Genomic DNA, 15,200 nt, shown 5'->3' with positions numbered 1-15,200 from the left:
TTGTCTGTGAACACCACGATTACCTATGAATTTCCACTCAACGAACGCATCCGGGTCTTCATACGGCTAGAACAGCTATTCCAACAATTCAGCCATTTCTTAACGGGAGAAACAGTTGCCGATAAACGCGCCGCCATTAATGTGCTGCTCGATATCATGACAATTTTCAGGCGCAACGATTTAAAATCGGAAATATTGAAAGAACTGGATCGCCATGCCAAGGTGTTAAATAAAATCGCTCATAATGAAGGCGTCGACAGCCAAAAACTGCAAGAGCTGCTGAACAAATTAAATGAGACCAGCAAAAAGCTTTATGACACTAGCGGCAAGATCGGCACCCGTGTCATGGAAAGCGACCTATTCCAAAGCATAGCTCAACGCAGTTCCATCCCTGGTGGAACCTGCTCTTTTGATTTACCGGAGTTCCATTACTGGCTGGAACAGGACGAAGCGATTCGATTAAAAGACCTGGAACACTGGAGCAGCCCGTTTGCCGACATTCGCACCGCAATTGACTTGATACTTAACTTTATTCGTAATTGCAGTTCACCCACCCAAGAAGTGGCGGAAGCAGGCTTTTTTCAATTTCTATTGGACACCACCCAATCCCCCCAACTACTTAAAATAAGCCTGGATAAATCTATAAATTGCTTTGCAGAAGTCAGCGGCGGTAAACATCGCTGCACTATCCGGTTCATGGTGCCGTCTTCTGACAACAAGCGCCCGGCACAAAGTCCTGATGACATTCCTTTTGCCTTGACCTGCTGCCTTTTCTAATGCCGTCCTCCACCAAGCCGCTCATTGTTAAATGCCCCAACTGCGGACGTTCCGTGCCTTGGGTTCCTGAGCAGCAATACAAACCATTCTGCTCCGAACGCTGCAAATTGATTGACCTGGGAGAATGGGCAATGGAAGAAAAAAGGATCCCCGGACAATCCGTGCCACAGGAAAACGATGATGAGGACGATACTTTTTTTCACTAACCAAGTATCGCCAACGGCTCGATTCACTCGACTACAAGCCGCACGAAGTTCATACTTAAAAAGGATCCAGGCTACCACTGGCCTACCACTCAAGCTTGGCTTTACAGCGCCACCTTCTTGATATTCTTGCATTACGAAGCCGTTCTATAGCCCTCTTTCCTCAATTAACAGCATATGACTAGGCGACAAAATTAGCGCCCCATTTGCCGCTAACATTACCGCCCGCAGAACCAAAATACTTTTCATGCTCCATAAAAACGCTCAACCTGCCTCCAGGGCGGCCACTATAAGGAAACCTGATCATGGCTATAGAAATAGAACATAAATTTTTGCTCGCCAACGACGACTGGCGCAGGCAGGTTAGCCACTCGGTAAAATATCGGCAAGGTTACTTAAGCTCCCAGGCAACCAGCTCAATCAGGGTGCGGATAAGTAATGATCATGCCTGGCTGAATATAAAAACTGCGACTATTGGCACTCATCGGTATGAATATGAATATGAAATCCCGATGAGTGATGCAAATGAAATACTGGACAATCTTTGCAGAAAGCCGCTCATCGAAAAAACTCGCCATTTCGTTACCCATGATGACAATCTTTGGGAAATAGATGAGTTTGAAGGAGATAATCAAGGCTTGATAGTTGCTGAAATCGAATTAGACGAAACAGGGCAATCTTTTTCAAAACCGTCCTGGTTAGGCCAGGAAGTCACCAGCGATTTGCGTTATTACAACAACAATCTCGCAATCCATCCATATTCAGAATGGCGTTAAGAGTAAATATTTCATACACATATTGAAATACCATGAGTTTTACTCTATATTTTCAATATGAAAAAATTAATTTTTGTTGTTTTATTACTACTATCAAACCCATGTTTTTCGGAGAGTCTTGAGGACGCCATAAAAAACATTGAAGCCGAATGGGCATCTACTTACTACAGCACCCCCAAAAACAAACAAGGGCCTGCTTATGCTCAACTGCTGACCAAGACTACGAGCCTGGTCCGGCAATATCCCAACGCCGCCGAGCCCCTCTTCTGGCAGGCCGTATTAAAGGCAACCTATGCCGATCTGCAAGATCCCTTTTCCGCGCTTGGCGCTATTCATGAGGCGCGTGATTTACTGATCAAAGCCATTAAAATCAACCCGCAAACCATGGCTGGATCAGCCTACGTGACGTTAGGCACATTGTATTATATGGTGCCCAAATGGCCGGTCTCATTTGGCGATGACGATACCGCCAAGCAAATGCTGGAAGCCGCACTTAAAATCAATCCGGACGGCATTGATGCCAACTATTTTTACGGCGAATTCCTGCTGCTGCATAACAAGCCCAACGATGCGGCAATCTATCTTGAAAGGGCGAGCTCTGCTCCGGCGCGCGCCGAACAACTCTATGCTGACAATCAACTAAAAGCGGAAGCAAAGCGTGCATTGCAAAATACCCAAAAAGGAAAAATCGATGATGGAAAAGGCATGCTTTTATCCGTCTTTAATCCGGCAAGCGCAAAGTAAGCTTTATACCCACGATGGCGCAATCCTGTTAAATGACGCCTTTAACAAACTCAGGATTCAATCATGTAACGCTTTCTGCTAAAATAACGCTCTAAATTAAAAATTAACTTTCGTGGTAATAATTATGGCTTTTGTAGTCACCGAAAACTGTATTAAATGCAAATTCACTGATTGTGTAGATGTATGCCCTGTAGATTGCTTTCGTGAAGGCCCAAACTTTCTGGTTATTGATCCAGACGAGTGTATAGATTGCACGTTATGCGAGCCTGAATGCCCTGCCAACGCAATTTTTGCGGAAGATGAAGTGCCGGAAGGACAAGAAAATTTTATCGCATTAAATGCAGAACTATCAAAACAATGGCCTGTTATTACGGATGTAAAACCGCCTCTACCTGATGCTGATGATTGGAATGGCAAGCCAGGCAAACTCGATCTGCTGGAAAAGTAAAACTTAGCCACCAACAAGACGTACAAAACACCGCTCTCATCTGTTTTTATCTTTTTAAAAGGTCGAGAACTTTGAAACGATCCGAAATGCCGGGTAACTGCTTTTTTGCTACCCGGCATTTCGGTTTCAAATGATAAGAGCGGTGAAATTACAAAACAGAAACAACTAACGCAAACACAAAAACAAAAATTACAAAAAGCGCGAACATTCCTCTGTTGGTTAACCTCGACCTTATCAGCCTCAATTCTGCCAGCAATTCTTGCTTAATATCACCCGACCCAAGAATTCTCTTGCACCGCCCACGGAGCGTTTGCATTTCCTCCTGAGCCTCCTGCTCGGCAATAATCTCGGCAATTTTCGAATAATAACTGTCGCATTTCGGACATTTCATATCACGATCATTGCGCTCATGCCCACATACTGAACATTTATTCATTTAATCCCCCACAAAACCATCTTTTCAAAATTCCTCAGCATACCGCTACACTGCTCCCGCATCGCCTCGGCAACCGCTCTCTGCGCCACGCTCCTGCTGCTGGTACTCTACTAAGCACCGCCCTTGGTATCACGCAATATCCATGCATTTAGCATTCAAACCGGTACGGCTCCATCCGAATGGCTTCGACTCGCTGTCCCAGCATAATGCAAACACCGTTATAACGTTCATTTCCGGTTGAAGAAAACTCAAACAAAAATATCCGTTGCATCCGTATTTTTCCGGATTGATCCCTTTTTATCCGGACACTATTTAAAGCAACATACTCATCCAGCATTTGGACTTCAAGGCTCAGGCAATTCGCCCTGACAGCCTTAAGCGCAATCTCCTTTACTTGTTGCGCATTAAACCAGTACAGGTATGCACCCAGCAATAAAACTATTAAGATAAGATCATCCAGCATTGTTTATGATTTGATGTTGTTAAGCAGAATTTAGGCATGGCTGACCATTGTACTAAGATTTGTCGACAAACCTTCTTGAAGCTTTCGACGCTGTTCCATACGCGACCCTACCCCTCATCCGTAGGACCGCACCTTCTGCATGACCTAAACAAATGTGGCGGCTGCGATTGCTCCAGGCAATCTTGCAGCATTTTCCTCCATCCGTAGAGGCCAATGCAGGAGCAATTACCGACGACCCATGGATGCAGAAGCAATTGCCTCGAAGCAAATATCCGCCCTCATATAGGCAAAGGAGAAAAAACATGAAACTTCCCATTACCGGCGGCTGTCTTTGCGGCGCAGTGAGATACGAAATCTTAGCCAAACCCATCGGCGGCTTCAACTGCCATTGCCGAACCTGCCAAAAATCCATCGGAGCCCCCTATTTTGCAGGCATGTTTGTTCCGGCTTCCGCCTTGGCTATAACCGGGAACTATAAAGAATACGCAACCATTGCGGCAAGCGGCCACACGGTTTACCGCGCTTTTTGCCCTGAGTGCGGGACCTCACTGTTTGGCAGAAACAGCGCCTTTACCGACATCAGACCGGTCGCCGCCGCAACTCTCGATGACCCGGGCATTTTTCATCCGCAAAAAGATATCTGGGTGGCAAATGCCCAGTCATGGGACTATATGAATCCGGATTTACCAAAATTTGACGGCAATCCCTGGCATTGAGATAAGCTAACTGCAAATTATCTTTCTTGGAGGATTTATGAATCCCGGACAACTTAGTACCATCGAAATACAGCCCGAAGCAGCACATAAATATTCGGCAATATGGTTGCATGACTTAGGTGCGGACGGCCATGATGTTGAAAGCCTCATCCCCACACTGCATTTAACCGCAGAAGCAAACATCCATTTCATCTTTCCCAATGCGCCCATTCAGCCTGTTACCATCAGTGGCGGAATATCCATGCGCTCCTGGTACGACATTTTAGATACGTCTATGGATCACAGAGTCGACATCGACGGCATTTATAAATCAGCCGGCCTGATTGAACTCTTGATCTTGCAGGAAATCGGCAAGGGCATTCCATCGGCCAATATTTTGTTGGCCGGGTTTTCTCAAGGGGGTGTAATTGCGCTTCATGCAGGACTAAGGCACCCATATAAACTGGCTGGCATTATAGCCTTGTCGACTCATTTACCGACCATTGCGCAATTAAAAAGCGAGCGTTCAGCGGCCAATAACCGCATACCGATATTTATGGCTCACGGCATCATAGACCCTATCGTAGCAGTGGAATCCGGCAAGGCCGCATTTGATCAGCTAAAAGCCATGAACTACGATGTTGAATGGCATGATTACGTAATGGAACACAATGTTTGCACTGAAGAAATTGAGCATATTTCAGAGTTTATGAATTCAATTTTTATATAACCTGCAACCAGAAGGCTTTCAAGCAACGGATGAGATAAATCAGGCTCGATTACTCACCCTGGCAAAGGCCGTTTGCCAGGGCTTGAGCATAATCGAGTATGACTTTAAGCGGGTTATGGGCGCTTGGTGTGCTGCGGCGGTATGTCGCGTCTTGTGGTGCCGGTATAAAGCTGCCTTGGCCGTCCTATTTTCTGATCCGGGTCCGCTATCATTTCATCCCAATGAGAAATCCAGCCTACAGTCCGGCCCATCGCAAACATGGCGGTAAACATATTGGTTGGAATGCCTAAGGCATGCAACACGATGCCTGAATAATAATCGACGTTCGGGTAAAGCTTTTTCTCGATAAAGTATTCATCTTCAAGGGCGATACGCTCCAGTTCCAGCGCCAGCTTAAATATTTTATCATCATGCAGACCAAGCTCAGTCAGCACCTCATGACAGGTTTCGCGCATCAGCTTGGCGCGCGGATCATAATTTTTATAGACCCGGTGACCGAAGCCCATCAGTCTGAACGGGTCGTTTTTGTCCTTGGCCTTGCTTATAAATTTGGTAATATTCGAGACATCGCCAATCTCCTCAAGCATATTGAGCACGGCTTCATTGGCGCCGCCGTGAGCGGCTCCCCAAAGGCAGGCAATACCGGCAGTAATGCAAGCATACGGGTTGGCGCCACTGGAACCCGCCAAACGCACTGTTGACGTCGAAGCATTTTGTTCATGATCGGCATGAAGAATCAAAATTCTGTCCAGCGCCTTTACCAGGACAGGATTGGGCTCGAAATCGTCACAAGGCGTACTGAGCATCATGCGCATAAAGTTTTCAACATAACTTAGCTTGTTTTGCGGGTACATAAACGGCAAGCCGGTGCTGTATTTATGGCACATCGCTACGATGGTCGGCACTTTAGCAATCAGGCGGATGGCACTCAGGTCACGATCCTTCTTGGATTTAATATCCAGCGCATCATGATAGAACGCTGACAATGCGCCAACGACAGCCACCATAATAGCCATAGGGTGGGCATCCCGACGAAAGCCTTTAAAAAAATTGGTCAGTTGGTCATGCACCATCGTGTGCATGGTTATGGTGCCCTCGAACTGCTGCATTTCTTCATCGCTGGGCAATTCGCCATTCAACAGCAGATAGCAAACTTCCAGAAAAGTACAATGCTCCGCGAGCTGCTCAATAGGGTAACCGCGATAAAGCAATATCCCTTTTTCACCGTCGATATAAGTTATCGATGAACTGCAACTGGCCGTGGACGTAAATCCGGGATCATAAGTAAACATGCCTGTCTTTTGATACAGAGATTGAATATCTATGACATCAGGTCCCGTAGTTCCAGATAAAATAGGCAACTCACATAAAGACTGTGTTTTCTCATTTAAGGTAACACTGCGCAATTTAGTCATGGGTTTTTCTCGGTTTTGAAACATGGTCTGTAGCATCATCAGAAAGCCGGCTAAATTGTGCAGCTTAGCCGGCCAATTGAATGTGATTAATCTTGACTGGTACTTTAAAGGGAATTTGTTTACACAATAACAAACTCCGGAAAATCTTTATTCTCGGCAATTGCTGCTGCGTCCTTGCAGTATATGAACGGCTAGCGACTATTTAACCGAAGCCGCCCTGTCTATAGCTTGTTTTGCCAATTCAGTCACCTTGGCCCAATTTTTTGATTTTACCACATCCACAGGCGCCAGCCATGATCCGCCAACGCAGGCAACATTGCTTAACTGTAAATAATTATTGTAATTTTCCGGTGAAATCCCGCCTGTCGGACAAAAAGTTACACTAGGAATAGGCCCTGCGATAGATTTTAGCATGGGTATGCCGCCAGCCGCTTCGGCCGGAAAGAATTTGAAATGATCCAACCCATACTCCATGCCCAACATGAGTTCAGACAGCGTCGATATGCCTGGAATCAACGCTATATTTCCTTCGTTGGCAGCAGCCAACAGCTTCGGTGTTAATCCGGGGCTGATCGCAAAAACAGCACCCGCTTCTTCCGCTGCCTTTAACTGTTCGGGCGTAGTAATAGTGCCCGCACCGACAATCGCATCCTTGACTTCCTGACTGATCAGTTTTACCGCATCAAGCGCAATAGGGGTACGTAGCGTTATTTCCAACACGGTAATGCCGCCCGCAACCAAGGCCTTGGCCAGAGGAACAGCATCCTCCAGATTCTGGATGACCATGACGGGCATCACAGGGCAAGCAGTTAAAATTGTGTTAGGTTGGATTTTCCAGTTATTTTTAGTCATTGTTTTACCAAATTTTTATAGTTATTAATCGGCAACAAACAGATTGCAGGCGCCGGTTTCAGCAGAAGACGCCCCCTTACGGAACCCGCCGAACAATTCGCGGCCCATGCCGAAATGATGCCCTTTGGCGCTGTTTTCTGCCGGAATGCGGGCATTGAATTCATCCGCATCCACCAGCACATTGACCTCACCGGTCTGCGTGTTCAAATGGATGATGTCGCCGGTACGCACCTTAGTCAAAGGTCCGCCCTCTTCACACTCGGGACACATATGGATAGCTGAAGGCACTTTACCCGAAGCGCCGGACATCCGTCCATCCGTAACCAACGCAACCTTAAAGCCTTTATCCTGCAATACGCCCAGAGACGGGGTCAATTTGTGCAGTTCGGGCATACCATTGGATTTCGGCCCCTGAAAGCGCAGCACCACAATCACGTCTTTCTCCAATTCGCCGCGTTTGAAAGCCGCAACCACATCGTCCTGGTCATCAAACACCATTGCAGGCGCTTCAACGACCTGGTGTTTTTCCGCTACCGCAGAAACTTTGGACACGCCGCGTCCCAGATTGCCATGCATCACATGCAAGCCGCCACCGACTGCAAAAGGCTTGGCAACAGTGCTGATGACTTCCGGGTCCAAAGAGGCTTCAGGGCAAGGTTCCCAAACCAACTTGCCATCAACCAGTTTCGGCTCCTGATGATAGCTGTTCATACCGCGTTGATCGGCAACCGTCAGTATATCTTCATGTAACAGGCCGTTCTTCAACAGTTCGGCAATCAATACCCCCATGCCGCCGGCAGCTTGGAAGTGGTTGATATCGGCTTGGCCGTTCGGATAAATGCGGGTCAGCAACGGCACCGCTCTGGACAGTTTATCGAAATCGTCCCAGTTGATAATGATACCTGCCGCACGCGCAATGGCGATCAGATGGATCGTGTGATTGGTCGAACCGCCTGTCGTCAATAAGCCGACAATCGCATTGATAATCGCTTTTTCATCGATCATATGGCCGATCGGACGGAAATCGTTACCCATTGCAGTAAACTTTAAAACCTGTTTAGCGGCAGCTTTGGTCAGCTCATCGCGTAGCGGTGTGTAAGGGTTGACGAACGAACTGCCCGGCAGATGCAGACCCATAATCTCAACCATCATCTGGTTGCTGTTTGCGGTACCGTAGAAAGTGCAGGTGCCCGCACTGTGATAAGACGCGGCCTCGGACTCCAGCAGTTCCTTACGGCCCACTTTGCCCTCGGCGTAAAGCTGGCGGATACGTACTTTTTCCTTGTTTGATAAACCGCTGGGCATGGGTCCTGCCGGTACGAATACCGCCGGCAAGTGGCCGAAACTCAACGCGCCGATCAGCAATCCCGGCACAATTTTATCGCAAACGCCCAAGTACAGCGCGCCATCGAACATATTGTGACTTAGGCCCACAGCCGTCGCCATCGCAATCACATCGCGGCTGAACAGCGACAGTTCCATGCCGGGACGACCTTGGGTAACGCCGTCGCACATAGCCGGCACGCCGCCTGCAAACTGGGCAATACCACCCGCTTCTTTGATTGCAGCTTTGATCAGCGCAGGCGCATCTTTATACGGCTCATGTGCCGACAGCATGTCGTTATAAGAGGAGACAATCGCGATATTGGCCTTTTGCTGTCCGGTCAAATCGATTTTCTCGCCGGCTCCGCAAGCGGCAAAGGCGTGAGCCAAATTGCCGCAAGCAAGCTCTGCGCGGTGCGGCTCTTTCTTTGCCGCCGCATCAACACGTGCCAGATAGGCTGAGCGAGTCTCGCGGCTGCGCTCAATAATTTCGTTAGTGACTTTTTCTAATACAGGATGCATCGTTGTTCCTTGCTGTAATGTTTACACATCAGGATTCGGTTTATCAAAACCTTCCTCAGACAGGTAGGGTACGCATCGCGTACCTTTTGAGGACTTGATTTAGAAAATGGTACGCGATGCGTACCCTACCTAACCATTAAATCTTGATGAGCGATAAGTATATCTACGTTAATCTGAGCCCGGTCAAGACGTTAGCCTTGCATTGATTTTTAGGCTTCATCTTCCCAGGCTCGTTCATCTCTGGCAATTAATTCGTTCGCAGCCTCAGGCCCCCAAGTGCCTGCTGCATAGGGTTGCGGCGCCGCATCGATATGCGCCCACGCATCCTGTATCGAATCAACCCAGGTCCATGCTTGTTCAATTTCCTCCCGGCTGAGAAACAGCGTGGGGTTACCGCGCATGGCTTCCAGCACCAGTTTCTCGTAACCGCCGAAAATTTTGCTGTTTTTAAAAGTTTCGAAAAAACTCAAATCCAGCTTGGTTTTTTGCAGCTTAATGTTTTCGTCGATACCCGGTATTTTGTTGAGTATCTGGATTTCCACGCCTTCGTTCGGCTGCAAATGGATGATCAGTTTATTTGACGGCAAATCCTGAAAGCTTTCTTTAAAAATGTTATGCGGCAATTGCTTAAAATTAACGACGATTTCAGTGCGCTTGTATTTCATGCGTTTGCCGGTACGCAAATAAAACGGCACGCCGGCCCAGCGCCAGTTATCGATAGCCACTTTCACGGCGACAAAGCTTTCCGTAGTACTGTCAGTATTAGCCCCATCTTCTTCAAGATAGCCCGGCACTGGCTTGCCCTTGAGTTCTCCTGCCGTGTACAGCCCGCGAACGGTTTTTTGTTCGACATTTTCTCGGGTGATCGGCCGCAACGCGGACAGAACTTTTATTTTTTCATTATGGATACTTTGCGCTTCCAGATTGACCGGGGGCTCCATTGCCACAAAAGTCAGGATCTGCAATAGATGATTTTGCAGCATATCGCGCAACTGGCCGGTTTTGTCGAAATAATCCCAGCGCCCTTCAATACCGACTTCTTCAGCCACGGTAATCTGGATATGGTCGATAGTGTTATGGTTCCAGTTAGTAGTAAAAATGGAATTGGCAAAGCGCAACGCTAATAAATTGAGTACCGTTTCTTTACCCAGATAATGATCGATGCGATAAACCTGTTTTTCGCTGAACACCCCGGCGACGGCATCATTAATGTCCTTTGAGGACTTGAGATCATTGCCTATCGGCTTTTCCATCACCATGCGCGATTCTTCATTCAGAACCCCGCATTTAGCCAATCCCTGACAAATATTGGTAAACAAGAAAGGGGCAACGGCAAAATAATTCACCATAACCCTGGATTGACCGTCAACAACCTTATTCAACAACTGATATTGATCCAACTGAGTTAAATCTATTTTCAAGTATGAAAACCGCGCCGCATACCGGGCCCATATTTGTTCATCAATTGTTTCATTTAAAAACTCTTGCAAACTTTTCCGGATGGTCTCAACAAACCCTGCATTATCGCCCTCGTGTTGATCTATGCCTATGATACGGGTATCGACTTCAATCAAGTTGGCTTTTTCAAGCCGATACAAAGAAATGAGCAACTTGCGGCGGGATAAATCTCCCAAAGCGCCGAAAATAACCAAGTCACAAGGTTTAAATGCTGTTTGTTCGTTCATGGATGCGTTGTTGAATAAATTGTTATAACCGGTACCAGTCCGGCGCTTTATAGACAGAAAACCAACGCCTATTATCGCAGAATTTGCTTCAGGATGCAGTTCTGGATGCACAGCCCCGGCACTGAGCTGGTTATTTGGACTTAAAAATTAGCGAAACACTTTTATACGTATTATTCGTATCGAATCGATATTTTGTTGACAGCAGTTAGGCTTCTTTTATAGTATTGATCCGCTACTACAATAAAAAGAAATATTTCACGCGTGACCCGACTACTGCCGACATGCTCCATAACTTGGCGGCCGAAATGGTTGATCACATAAAAATATCAAGATGAAGTAGTTATCAGGAAGAAGTAGCCCCAGTGTTGGTGGAAAGCCGTGATTTTTCATATCCGCATTGGCGCACCCATTGATGATTCAAACTTACAGAGGTACAAAAAATGAACCAAAGAGCACAACAAATAGAAGAGGCACCAGTAAAAGACAGATTCTGGCTGTACGTTGGCGGCACGATAGCCACTTTATTGATAGTCATCGCGATGGTCAAACAAAGCGAGAATGAAAAGTTTGCTCCGATTAAACAGCAGCTGGAAGAGGAAACAGCGCAAATGAACATCCGTGTATTGAACTGAACGGCCATTACTTCATGACAAGGGTTATTCTTAATTTCAGCGGTTACATCGAATCTTGATGTGCAACTTGCCCATGAATAAGCCGCAGTATCATGCACCACTTGATAATAACGAGGAAAGAACAATGAAACTTAAATTGATATGCCTGTGCGCGACGTTAGCTTTTTTTTCCGGAGCAGCGTCGGCAACAGAATATATTTACCGGGACCTGATGGCTAACACTCTACCCTCAGCGACCTGCGACGTGGAATCCGAAGCCAAGGCAACGGCAGCCAAACCTTATAACATCACCCGATACTCCAAAACATTTTGTCAGTCGCAAGGTTATGGCTGGCATGTTGAAAAAGTAAAGGATGAAGGCAAGGCTACCTGCACACCCTGCGATGGCGCCAACAAAGGTAAAAGTCAGTGCCACCTGGAAGATGTGGTTGTTACCTGCAAACGCATCAAACCCGGCTCAGTCGGGATGTTGCCTGGAAAAAGCTAACGCCAAAGCGTGAGCAAAAGTCATCCTGCTTGCCCACGCTTATCCTGTTACAGAGTGCCGGTTAATCGCCTTCATTTAGGACTTGCTCCTTAAGCTTTCCCGGCACCTGTATTTTTTCTTTGTCCACCTGTTTTCAACCCGCGCCCATACTTTGCACACCAAAGCAGCACAAGGCTATTTTGTCTAATCCAGTTGTGTCGGTAATGCCTTATAATAGGTAATAACTTCATCAGCCCGCATTACCTGATTACAAAATGCCAGACTCAAAAATTTATCTGAATGTTCCTTTTGCCCAAAAGGATGAGGCGAAAGCGCTTGGCGCGAGATGGGATGCCGTCAAAAAGAAATGGTATGCAACAGCAAATAAAGACATTACGCTCTTTGCCCGATGGCAAACCGAGCCCGGTGCTGTTGAATCAATAACGAAGGCTTCATCCTCCGTTACCGGTTCTTCTCCCAAAAAGACAGCCGGCGTCAAAACCCATGCAACGATTAAAGATTTTGTTGCCTATAGTGGCGACGTACCGCCATGGAATTAACCTTTGCTTCGGCAATAGCCGCCTTTTAATTAAAGAAAGCCAACAAGCGATAGCTCAAACCAAGTTTTGTATCGATTAGTGTGCTTCCCCGCACCACCGGTCAACTACCGGAATTTACCTCCTAAACTCTTCCTTGATAAGTCGCATCCACTTGCGGCAGAACCTAAGTTTTAAGTGACTCTGTTCTTTTAACTTGCCGGTCAGATTTCCGTTTTCTAAGTTAGGGTGAAGCGAGGCTAGCCGTTGCTACAGGCTGTAAGCTTCAAAATGTCAATTGGCTGCAAATCAGGATGATGCGCAGCTGCAATCATGCCGCATATGAACCACACCTATCATCAGAATTGCTGGCCGACCTGGAGAAAACTCGGTTACCCGCTTATGAAGGATGAAATTTAGCGTCTCTGAATTTTATGATTGCGACACTGTTGCTTTTGCACCGCCGCCCAAGGCCTTGTAAACCGCGACAAGATGAGTAGAGGCCGCGGCTTCCGAGCGGGCCAGCTCGATTTCGGCTGCATACAGGACGCGTTGGGCATCCAGTACATCCAGAAAGGATATGACCCCTTCTTTAAAACGCAATTGCGACAAGCGTACCGACTCCTGCAAATCGGCGACCGAGCGGCTCAATGCCTGTCGGCGAATTTCTTCTTTCAGATAATGGGCCAGCGCCGTTTCGGTTTCCTGAAGCGCGTCGAGCACGGCTTTTTGGTAGCCCAGATAGGCTTCTTTTTGCCGGGCTTCGGCCAGGTCGATACCGGCCTGAATACGGCCGAAATTCAGCAGTGGTTGCAGCAAGTTGGCGGCCGTGCCGTAGGAAAACGCCGCCGATTTGAACAGGCTTTCGATATCGGTATTGCGCAGCCCTAAAAAGGCCGATAGCGATATTTTCGGGAACAATTCGGCGATTGCGGCGCCTTGCATCGCGGTGGCGGCCGCCAGCCGGCGTTCGGCAATGCGGATGTCGGGCCGCTGGCGGATGGTTTCGGCGGGCGAAGTCAATATCGCCTGTGTCGGTGCCGGCGGAACCTCGACCGGTTGCTTGAGCTCAGCCGTCAAGGTACCGGGCTGTTGCCCAATCAGCACTTCCAGTTGATGCAATGCGGAAATCAAACCGGCTTCAAGTGCTGGAATCTGAGCTTCCGTGGCTTCCGTCTGAGCCCTGGCGCGCACCACGTCATGACGGGTGCCAACGCCTTCCTTGAACAATTTGCCGGTTAGCTTGAGTGTATGTTGTTGCGCATCCAGATTCGAATGCGTGATCCGTAACTGATTCTGCAAGCTGCGGTAATCGATGTAGCTGCGCGTCAGCTCGGCGGTCAGCGTCACCAGGGCCTGGCGATACTCTTCCCCCGCCGCATCGAGATCGGCAGTCGCCGCCTCCAGACGCCGTTGCTGGCGGCCGAACAGATCGATTTCCCATAGCGCGTCAAACCCTACTTCGAACAGATTGAATTTGATGCCGGGCGCGAAGCCGGGAAACGGATTGTCGTTACGCTGGGCGCCGGCGACGCCGTTGACGGTCGGAAACAGTTCGGCCCGGGTGCTGCGGCGTTCGGCGCGGGCCTGATCGATCCGGGCCAGCGCCATCTTGACATCCAGGTTTCCGGTTAGGGCTTTATCCATAAGGCGATTCAGTCCGGCATCGCCAAAATTTTTCCACCAGGTTTTCAAAGTCTCCGGGTTTGTTGACTCGCTATTCAAACGCGAGGCGGACTTTGGCGCTTGTTGCTCGGCTTGCCAATGTTCCGGCACCGCCGGGATTTTTTCCTGGTAATCCGGCCCCATCGCGCAACCGCTCAGTCCGCTCAGCAGTAAAAACCAGTAGGGGTTACGCTTCATAGCCATGTCCTTTCAGGAAGAAAGAAACGACTGCGACGATCAATCGTTGTTTTTCCGTTTCACTCAAGCCGGATTGCAAGCCTAGCAGGCAGCGGAAATGTTGATCGCCTTTCAGCATGTCCAGAAATAGACGGCCCGATGTCTCCAGGTCGGGGATCGTCAGTATGCCTCGGGCATTGAGCTCGGCGAGATAAGACGCCATCTGCCGCAACACCGGTTCGGGGCCGGAACGGTAAATCCGTTCGCCCAGATCCGGAAAATGTTGTTGTTCGGCGATGATCAGCCGGTAAAGTTGCAGGGCTTCGTCAGCATACACCAGATCGATGAATGCGCCGGCGATAGCGCTCAAGCCGGCCACCGGGTCGTCGAATCCGGTTTGTACGCTGTCGAGTGTGCTGAGCAAGGCCTCGCACCGACCTTCGATCACGGCGGCGAACAAGTCCTGTTTGCTTTTGAAATGATTGTATAGCGTGGGTTTGGAAACCGGCGCCGCCTCGGCGATGGCTTCCATGCTGGCGCCGCTGTAGCCGTGGGCGATGAAAGCGCGCGTCGCCGCGTCGAGTATGGCTTGTCGCTTGGGATTGTGGAGTTTGTTCATGGTATCGCTGAATAAATTTGTTGCATCAGGAAGAGC

At 48.3% G+C, this 15,200-nt stretch carries 18 protein-coding genes; 10 read left to right on the top strand and 8 right to left on the bottom strand.

What is annotated here, in order from left to right; all coding sequences use genetic code 11:
- Positions 1-6: 6 nt before the first annotated feature.
- The 5 genes from zapD to fdxA all read left to right on the top strand — a co-directional run bounded on the left by zapD (position 7) and on the right by fdxA (position 2,948).
- Entirely contained in the window at positions 7-777 is a 771-nt protein-coding gene (zapD, locus tag M0R47_RS02685; protein ID WP_292549940.1) for a cell division protein ZapD, read from the top strand.
- The gene (gene yacG, locus M0R47_RS02680) at positions 777-983 is read left to right on the top strand and encodes a DNA gyrase inhibitor YacG (RefSeq protein WP_292549937.1); all 207 of its coding nucleotides are present in this window, start codon (positions 777-779) and stop codon (positions 981-983) included. The genes zapD and yacG overlap by 1 nt, the downstream gene beginning before the upstream one ends.
- A gap of 302 nt (positions 984-1,285) precedes the next feature.
- The gene (locus tag M0R47_RS02675; RefSeq protein WP_292549934.1) at positions 1,286-1,756 is read left to right on the top strand and encodes a CYTH domain-containing protein; all 471 of its coding nucleotides are present in this window, start codon (positions 1,286-1,288) and stop codon (positions 1,754-1,756) included.
- Positions 1,757-1,813: 57 nt separating this feature from the next.
- A complete protein-coding gene (locus M0R47_RS02670) occupies positions 1,814-2,500 on the top strand; it encodes a hypothetical protein (protein WP_292549932.1) in 687 nt (228 codons plus the stop codon).
- A 124-nt stretch (positions 2,501-2,624) separates the two neighbouring features.
- Entirely contained in the window at positions 2,625-2,948 is a 324-nt protein-coding gene (gene fdxA / locus M0R47_RS02665; protein ID WP_292549929.1) for a ferredoxin FdxA, read from the top strand.
- 148 nt (positions 2,949-3,096) lie between these two features.
- Here fdxA and M0R47_RS02660 read toward each other — a convergent pair whose 3' ends face one another.
- Both M0R47_RS02660 and M0R47_RS02655 read right to left on the bottom strand, forming a co-directional pair.
- Positions 3,097-3,384: a hypothetical protein gene (locus tag M0R47_RS02660; RefSeq protein WP_292549926.1), complete on the bottom strand. Its 288-nt coding sequence runs from the start codon at positions 3,382-3,384 to the stop codon at positions 3,097-3,099.
- Between the two features lie 148 nt (positions 3,385-3,532).
- Positions 3,533-3,847: a DUF3301 domain-containing protein gene (locus M0R47_RS02655; protein WP_292549924.1), complete on the bottom strand. Its 315-nt coding sequence runs from the start codon at positions 3,845-3,847 to the stop codon at positions 3,533-3,535.
- Positions 3,848-4,149: 302 nt separating this feature from the next.
- Here M0R47_RS02655 and M0R47_RS02650 point away from each other — a divergent pair, with 302 nt between their 5' ends.
- Together M0R47_RS02650 and M0R47_RS02645 are read left to right on the top strand one after the other, a co-directional pair.
- Positions 4,150-4,563: a GFA family protein gene (locus tag M0R47_RS02650; protein ID WP_292549922.1), complete on the top strand. Its 414-nt coding sequence runs from the start codon at positions 4,150-4,152 to the stop codon at positions 4,561-4,563.
- Positions 4,564-4,600: 37 nt separating this feature from the next.
- The gene (locus M0R47_RS02645) at positions 4,601-5,272 is read left to right on the top strand and encodes a carboxylesterase (protein WP_292549921.1); all 672 of its coding nucleotides are present in this window, start codon (positions 4,601-4,603) and stop codon (positions 5,270-5,272) included.
- A gap of 113 nt (positions 5,273-5,385) precedes the next feature.
- Here M0R47_RS02645 and gltA read toward each other — a convergent pair whose 3' ends face one another.
- The 4 genes from gltA to zwf all read right to left on the bottom strand — a co-directional run bounded on the left by gltA (position 5,386) and on the right by zwf (position 11,069).
- Complete coding sequence (gene gltA / locus M0R47_RS02640) at positions 5,386-6,687, bottom strand: citrate synthase (RefSeq protein ID WP_292549916.1); 1,302 nt, start codon at positions 6,685-6,687, stop codon at positions 5,386-5,388.
- 198 nt (positions 6,688-6,885) lie between these two features.
- A complete protein-coding gene (locus M0R47_RS02635; RefSeq protein ID WP_292549913.1) occupies positions 6,886-7,539 on the bottom strand; it encodes a bifunctional 4-hydroxy-2-oxoglutarate aldolase/2-dehydro-3-deoxy-phosphogluconate aldolase in 654 nt (217 codons plus the stop codon).
- A gap of 24 nt (positions 7,540-7,563) precedes the next feature.
- Complete coding sequence (gene edd, locus M0R47_RS02630; RefSeq protein WP_292549910.1) at positions 7,564-9,384, bottom strand: phosphogluconate dehydratase; 1,821 nt, start codon at positions 9,382-9,384, stop codon at positions 7,564-7,566.
- Between the two features lie 209 nt (positions 9,385-9,593).
- A complete protein-coding gene (zwf, locus tag M0R47_RS02625) occupies positions 9,594-11,069 on the bottom strand; it encodes a glucose-6-phosphate dehydrogenase (RefSeq protein ID WP_292549907.1) in 1,476 nt (491 codons plus the stop codon).
- Between the two features lie 440 nt (positions 11,070-11,509).
- Here zwf and M0R47_RS02620 point away from each other — a divergent pair, with 440 nt between their 5' ends.
- The 3 genes from M0R47_RS02620 (at position 11,510) to M0R47_RS02610 (ending at position 12,727) form a co-directional block, all read left to right on the top strand.
- Positions 11,510-11,701: a hypothetical protein gene (locus M0R47_RS02620; RefSeq protein ID WP_292549904.1), complete on the top strand. Its 192-nt coding sequence runs from the start codon at positions 11,510-11,512 to the stop codon at positions 11,699-11,701.
- A gap of 124 nt (positions 11,702-11,825) precedes the next feature.
- Entirely contained in the window at positions 11,826-12,188 is a 363-nt protein-coding gene (locus M0R47_RS02615) for a hypothetical protein (protein ID WP_292549901.1), read from the top strand.
- A 254-nt stretch (positions 12,189-12,442) separates the two neighbouring features.
- The gene (locus M0R47_RS02610; RefSeq protein WP_292549898.1) at positions 12,443-12,727 is read left to right on the top strand and encodes a DUF5710 domain-containing protein; all 285 of its coding nucleotides are present in this window, start codon (positions 12,443-12,445) and stop codon (positions 12,725-12,727) included.
- A gap of 408 nt (positions 12,728-13,135) precedes the next feature.
- On the opposite strand, the gene M0R47_RS02605 is transcribed toward M0R47_RS02610, so the two are convergent.
- Complete coding sequence (locus M0R47_RS02605) at positions 13,136-14,566, bottom strand: efflux transporter outer membrane subunit (protein WP_366513158.1); 1,431 nt, start codon at positions 14,564-14,566, stop codon at positions 13,136-13,138.
- Positions 14,556-15,164, bottom strand: coding sequence for a TetR/AcrR family transcriptional regulator (locus tag M0R47_RS02600; protein ID WP_292549891.1), 609 nt, complete (start codon positions 15,162-15,164; stop codon positions 14,556-14,558). The genes M0R47_RS02605 and M0R47_RS02600 overlap by 11 nt, the downstream gene beginning before the upstream one ends.
- Positions 15,165-15,200: the final 36 nt, after the last annotated feature.

Source organism: Methylobacter sp. (assembly GCF_023227905.1).
In the GTDB taxonomy this organism is placed as follows: Bacteria; Pseudomonadota; Gammaproteobacteria; order Methylococcales; family Methylomonadaceae; genus Methylobacter_A.
Note: the sequence above shows the minus strand (reverse complement) of the source record. Positions and strands in the feature narration are given on the sequence as shown.

Excerpts from the sequence above, each read along its gene's own strand:
- M0R47_RS02660 (WP_292549926.1), bottom strand. The coding sequence starts at position 3,384 with ATGAATAAATGTTCAGTATGTGGGCATGAGCGCAATGATCGTGATATG.
- M0R47_RS02615 (WP_292549901.1), top strand. The coding sequence starts at position 11,826 with ATGAAACTTAAATTGATATGCCTGTGCGCGACGTTAGCTTTTTTTTCC.
- M0R47_RS02635 (WP_292549913.1), bottom strand. The coding sequence starts at position 7,539 with ATGACTAAAAATAACTGGAAAATCCAACCTAACACAATTTTAACTGCT.
- M0R47_RS02600 (WP_292549891.1), bottom strand. The coding sequence starts at position 15,164 with ATGAACAAACTCCACAATCCCAAGCGACAAGCCATACTCGACGCGGCG.
- yacG (WP_292549937.1), top strand. The coding sequence starts at position 777 with ATGCCGTCCTCCACCAAGCCGCTCATTGTTAAATGCCCCAACTGCGGA.
- M0R47_RS02655 (WP_292549924.1), bottom strand. The coding sequence starts at position 3,847 with ATGCTGGATGATCTTATCTTAATAGTTTTATTGCTGGGTGCATACCTG.
- fdxA (WP_292549929.1), top strand. The coding sequence starts at position 2,625 with ATGGCTTTTGTAGTCACCGAAAACTGTATTAAATGCAAATTCACTGAT.
- M0R47_RS02620 (WP_292549904.1), top strand. The coding sequence starts at position 11,510 with ATGAACCAAAGAGCACAACAAATAGAAGAGGCACCAGTAAAAGACAGA.
- zwf (WP_292549907.1), bottom strand. The coding sequence starts at position 11,069 with ATGAACGAACAAACAGCATTTAAACCTTGTGACTTGGTTATTTTCGGC.
- edd (WP_292549910.1), bottom strand. The coding sequence starts at position 9,384 with ATGCATCCTGTATTAGAAAAAGTCACTAACGAAATTATTGAGCGCAGC.
- M0R47_RS02675 (WP_292549934.1), top strand. The coding sequence starts at position 1,286 with ATGGCTATAGAAATAGAACATAAATTTTTGCTCGCCAACGACGACTGG.
- M0R47_RS02645 (WP_292549921.1), top strand. The coding sequence starts at position 4,601 with ATGAATCCCGGACAACTTAGTACCATCGAAATACAGCCCGAAGCAGCA.
- M0R47_RS02670 (WP_292549932.1), top strand. The coding sequence starts at position 1,814 with ATGAAAAAATTAATTTTTGTTGTTTTATTACTACTATCAAACCCATGT.
- M0R47_RS02605 (WP_366513158.1), bottom strand. The coding sequence starts at position 14,566 with ATGAAGCGTAACCCCTACTGGTTTTTACTGCTGAGCGGACTGAGCGGT.
- gltA (WP_292549916.1), bottom strand. The coding sequence starts at position 6,687 with ATGACTAAATTGCGCAGTGTTACCTTAAATGAGAAAACACAGTCTTTA.
- M0R47_RS02610 (WP_292549898.1), top strand. The coding sequence starts at position 12,443 with ATGCCAGACTCAAAAATTTATCTGAATGTTCCTTTTGCCCAAAAGGAT.
- M0R47_RS02650 (WP_292549922.1), top strand. The coding sequence starts at position 4,150 with ATGAAACTTCCCATTACCGGCGGCTGTCTTTGCGGCGCAGTGAGATAC.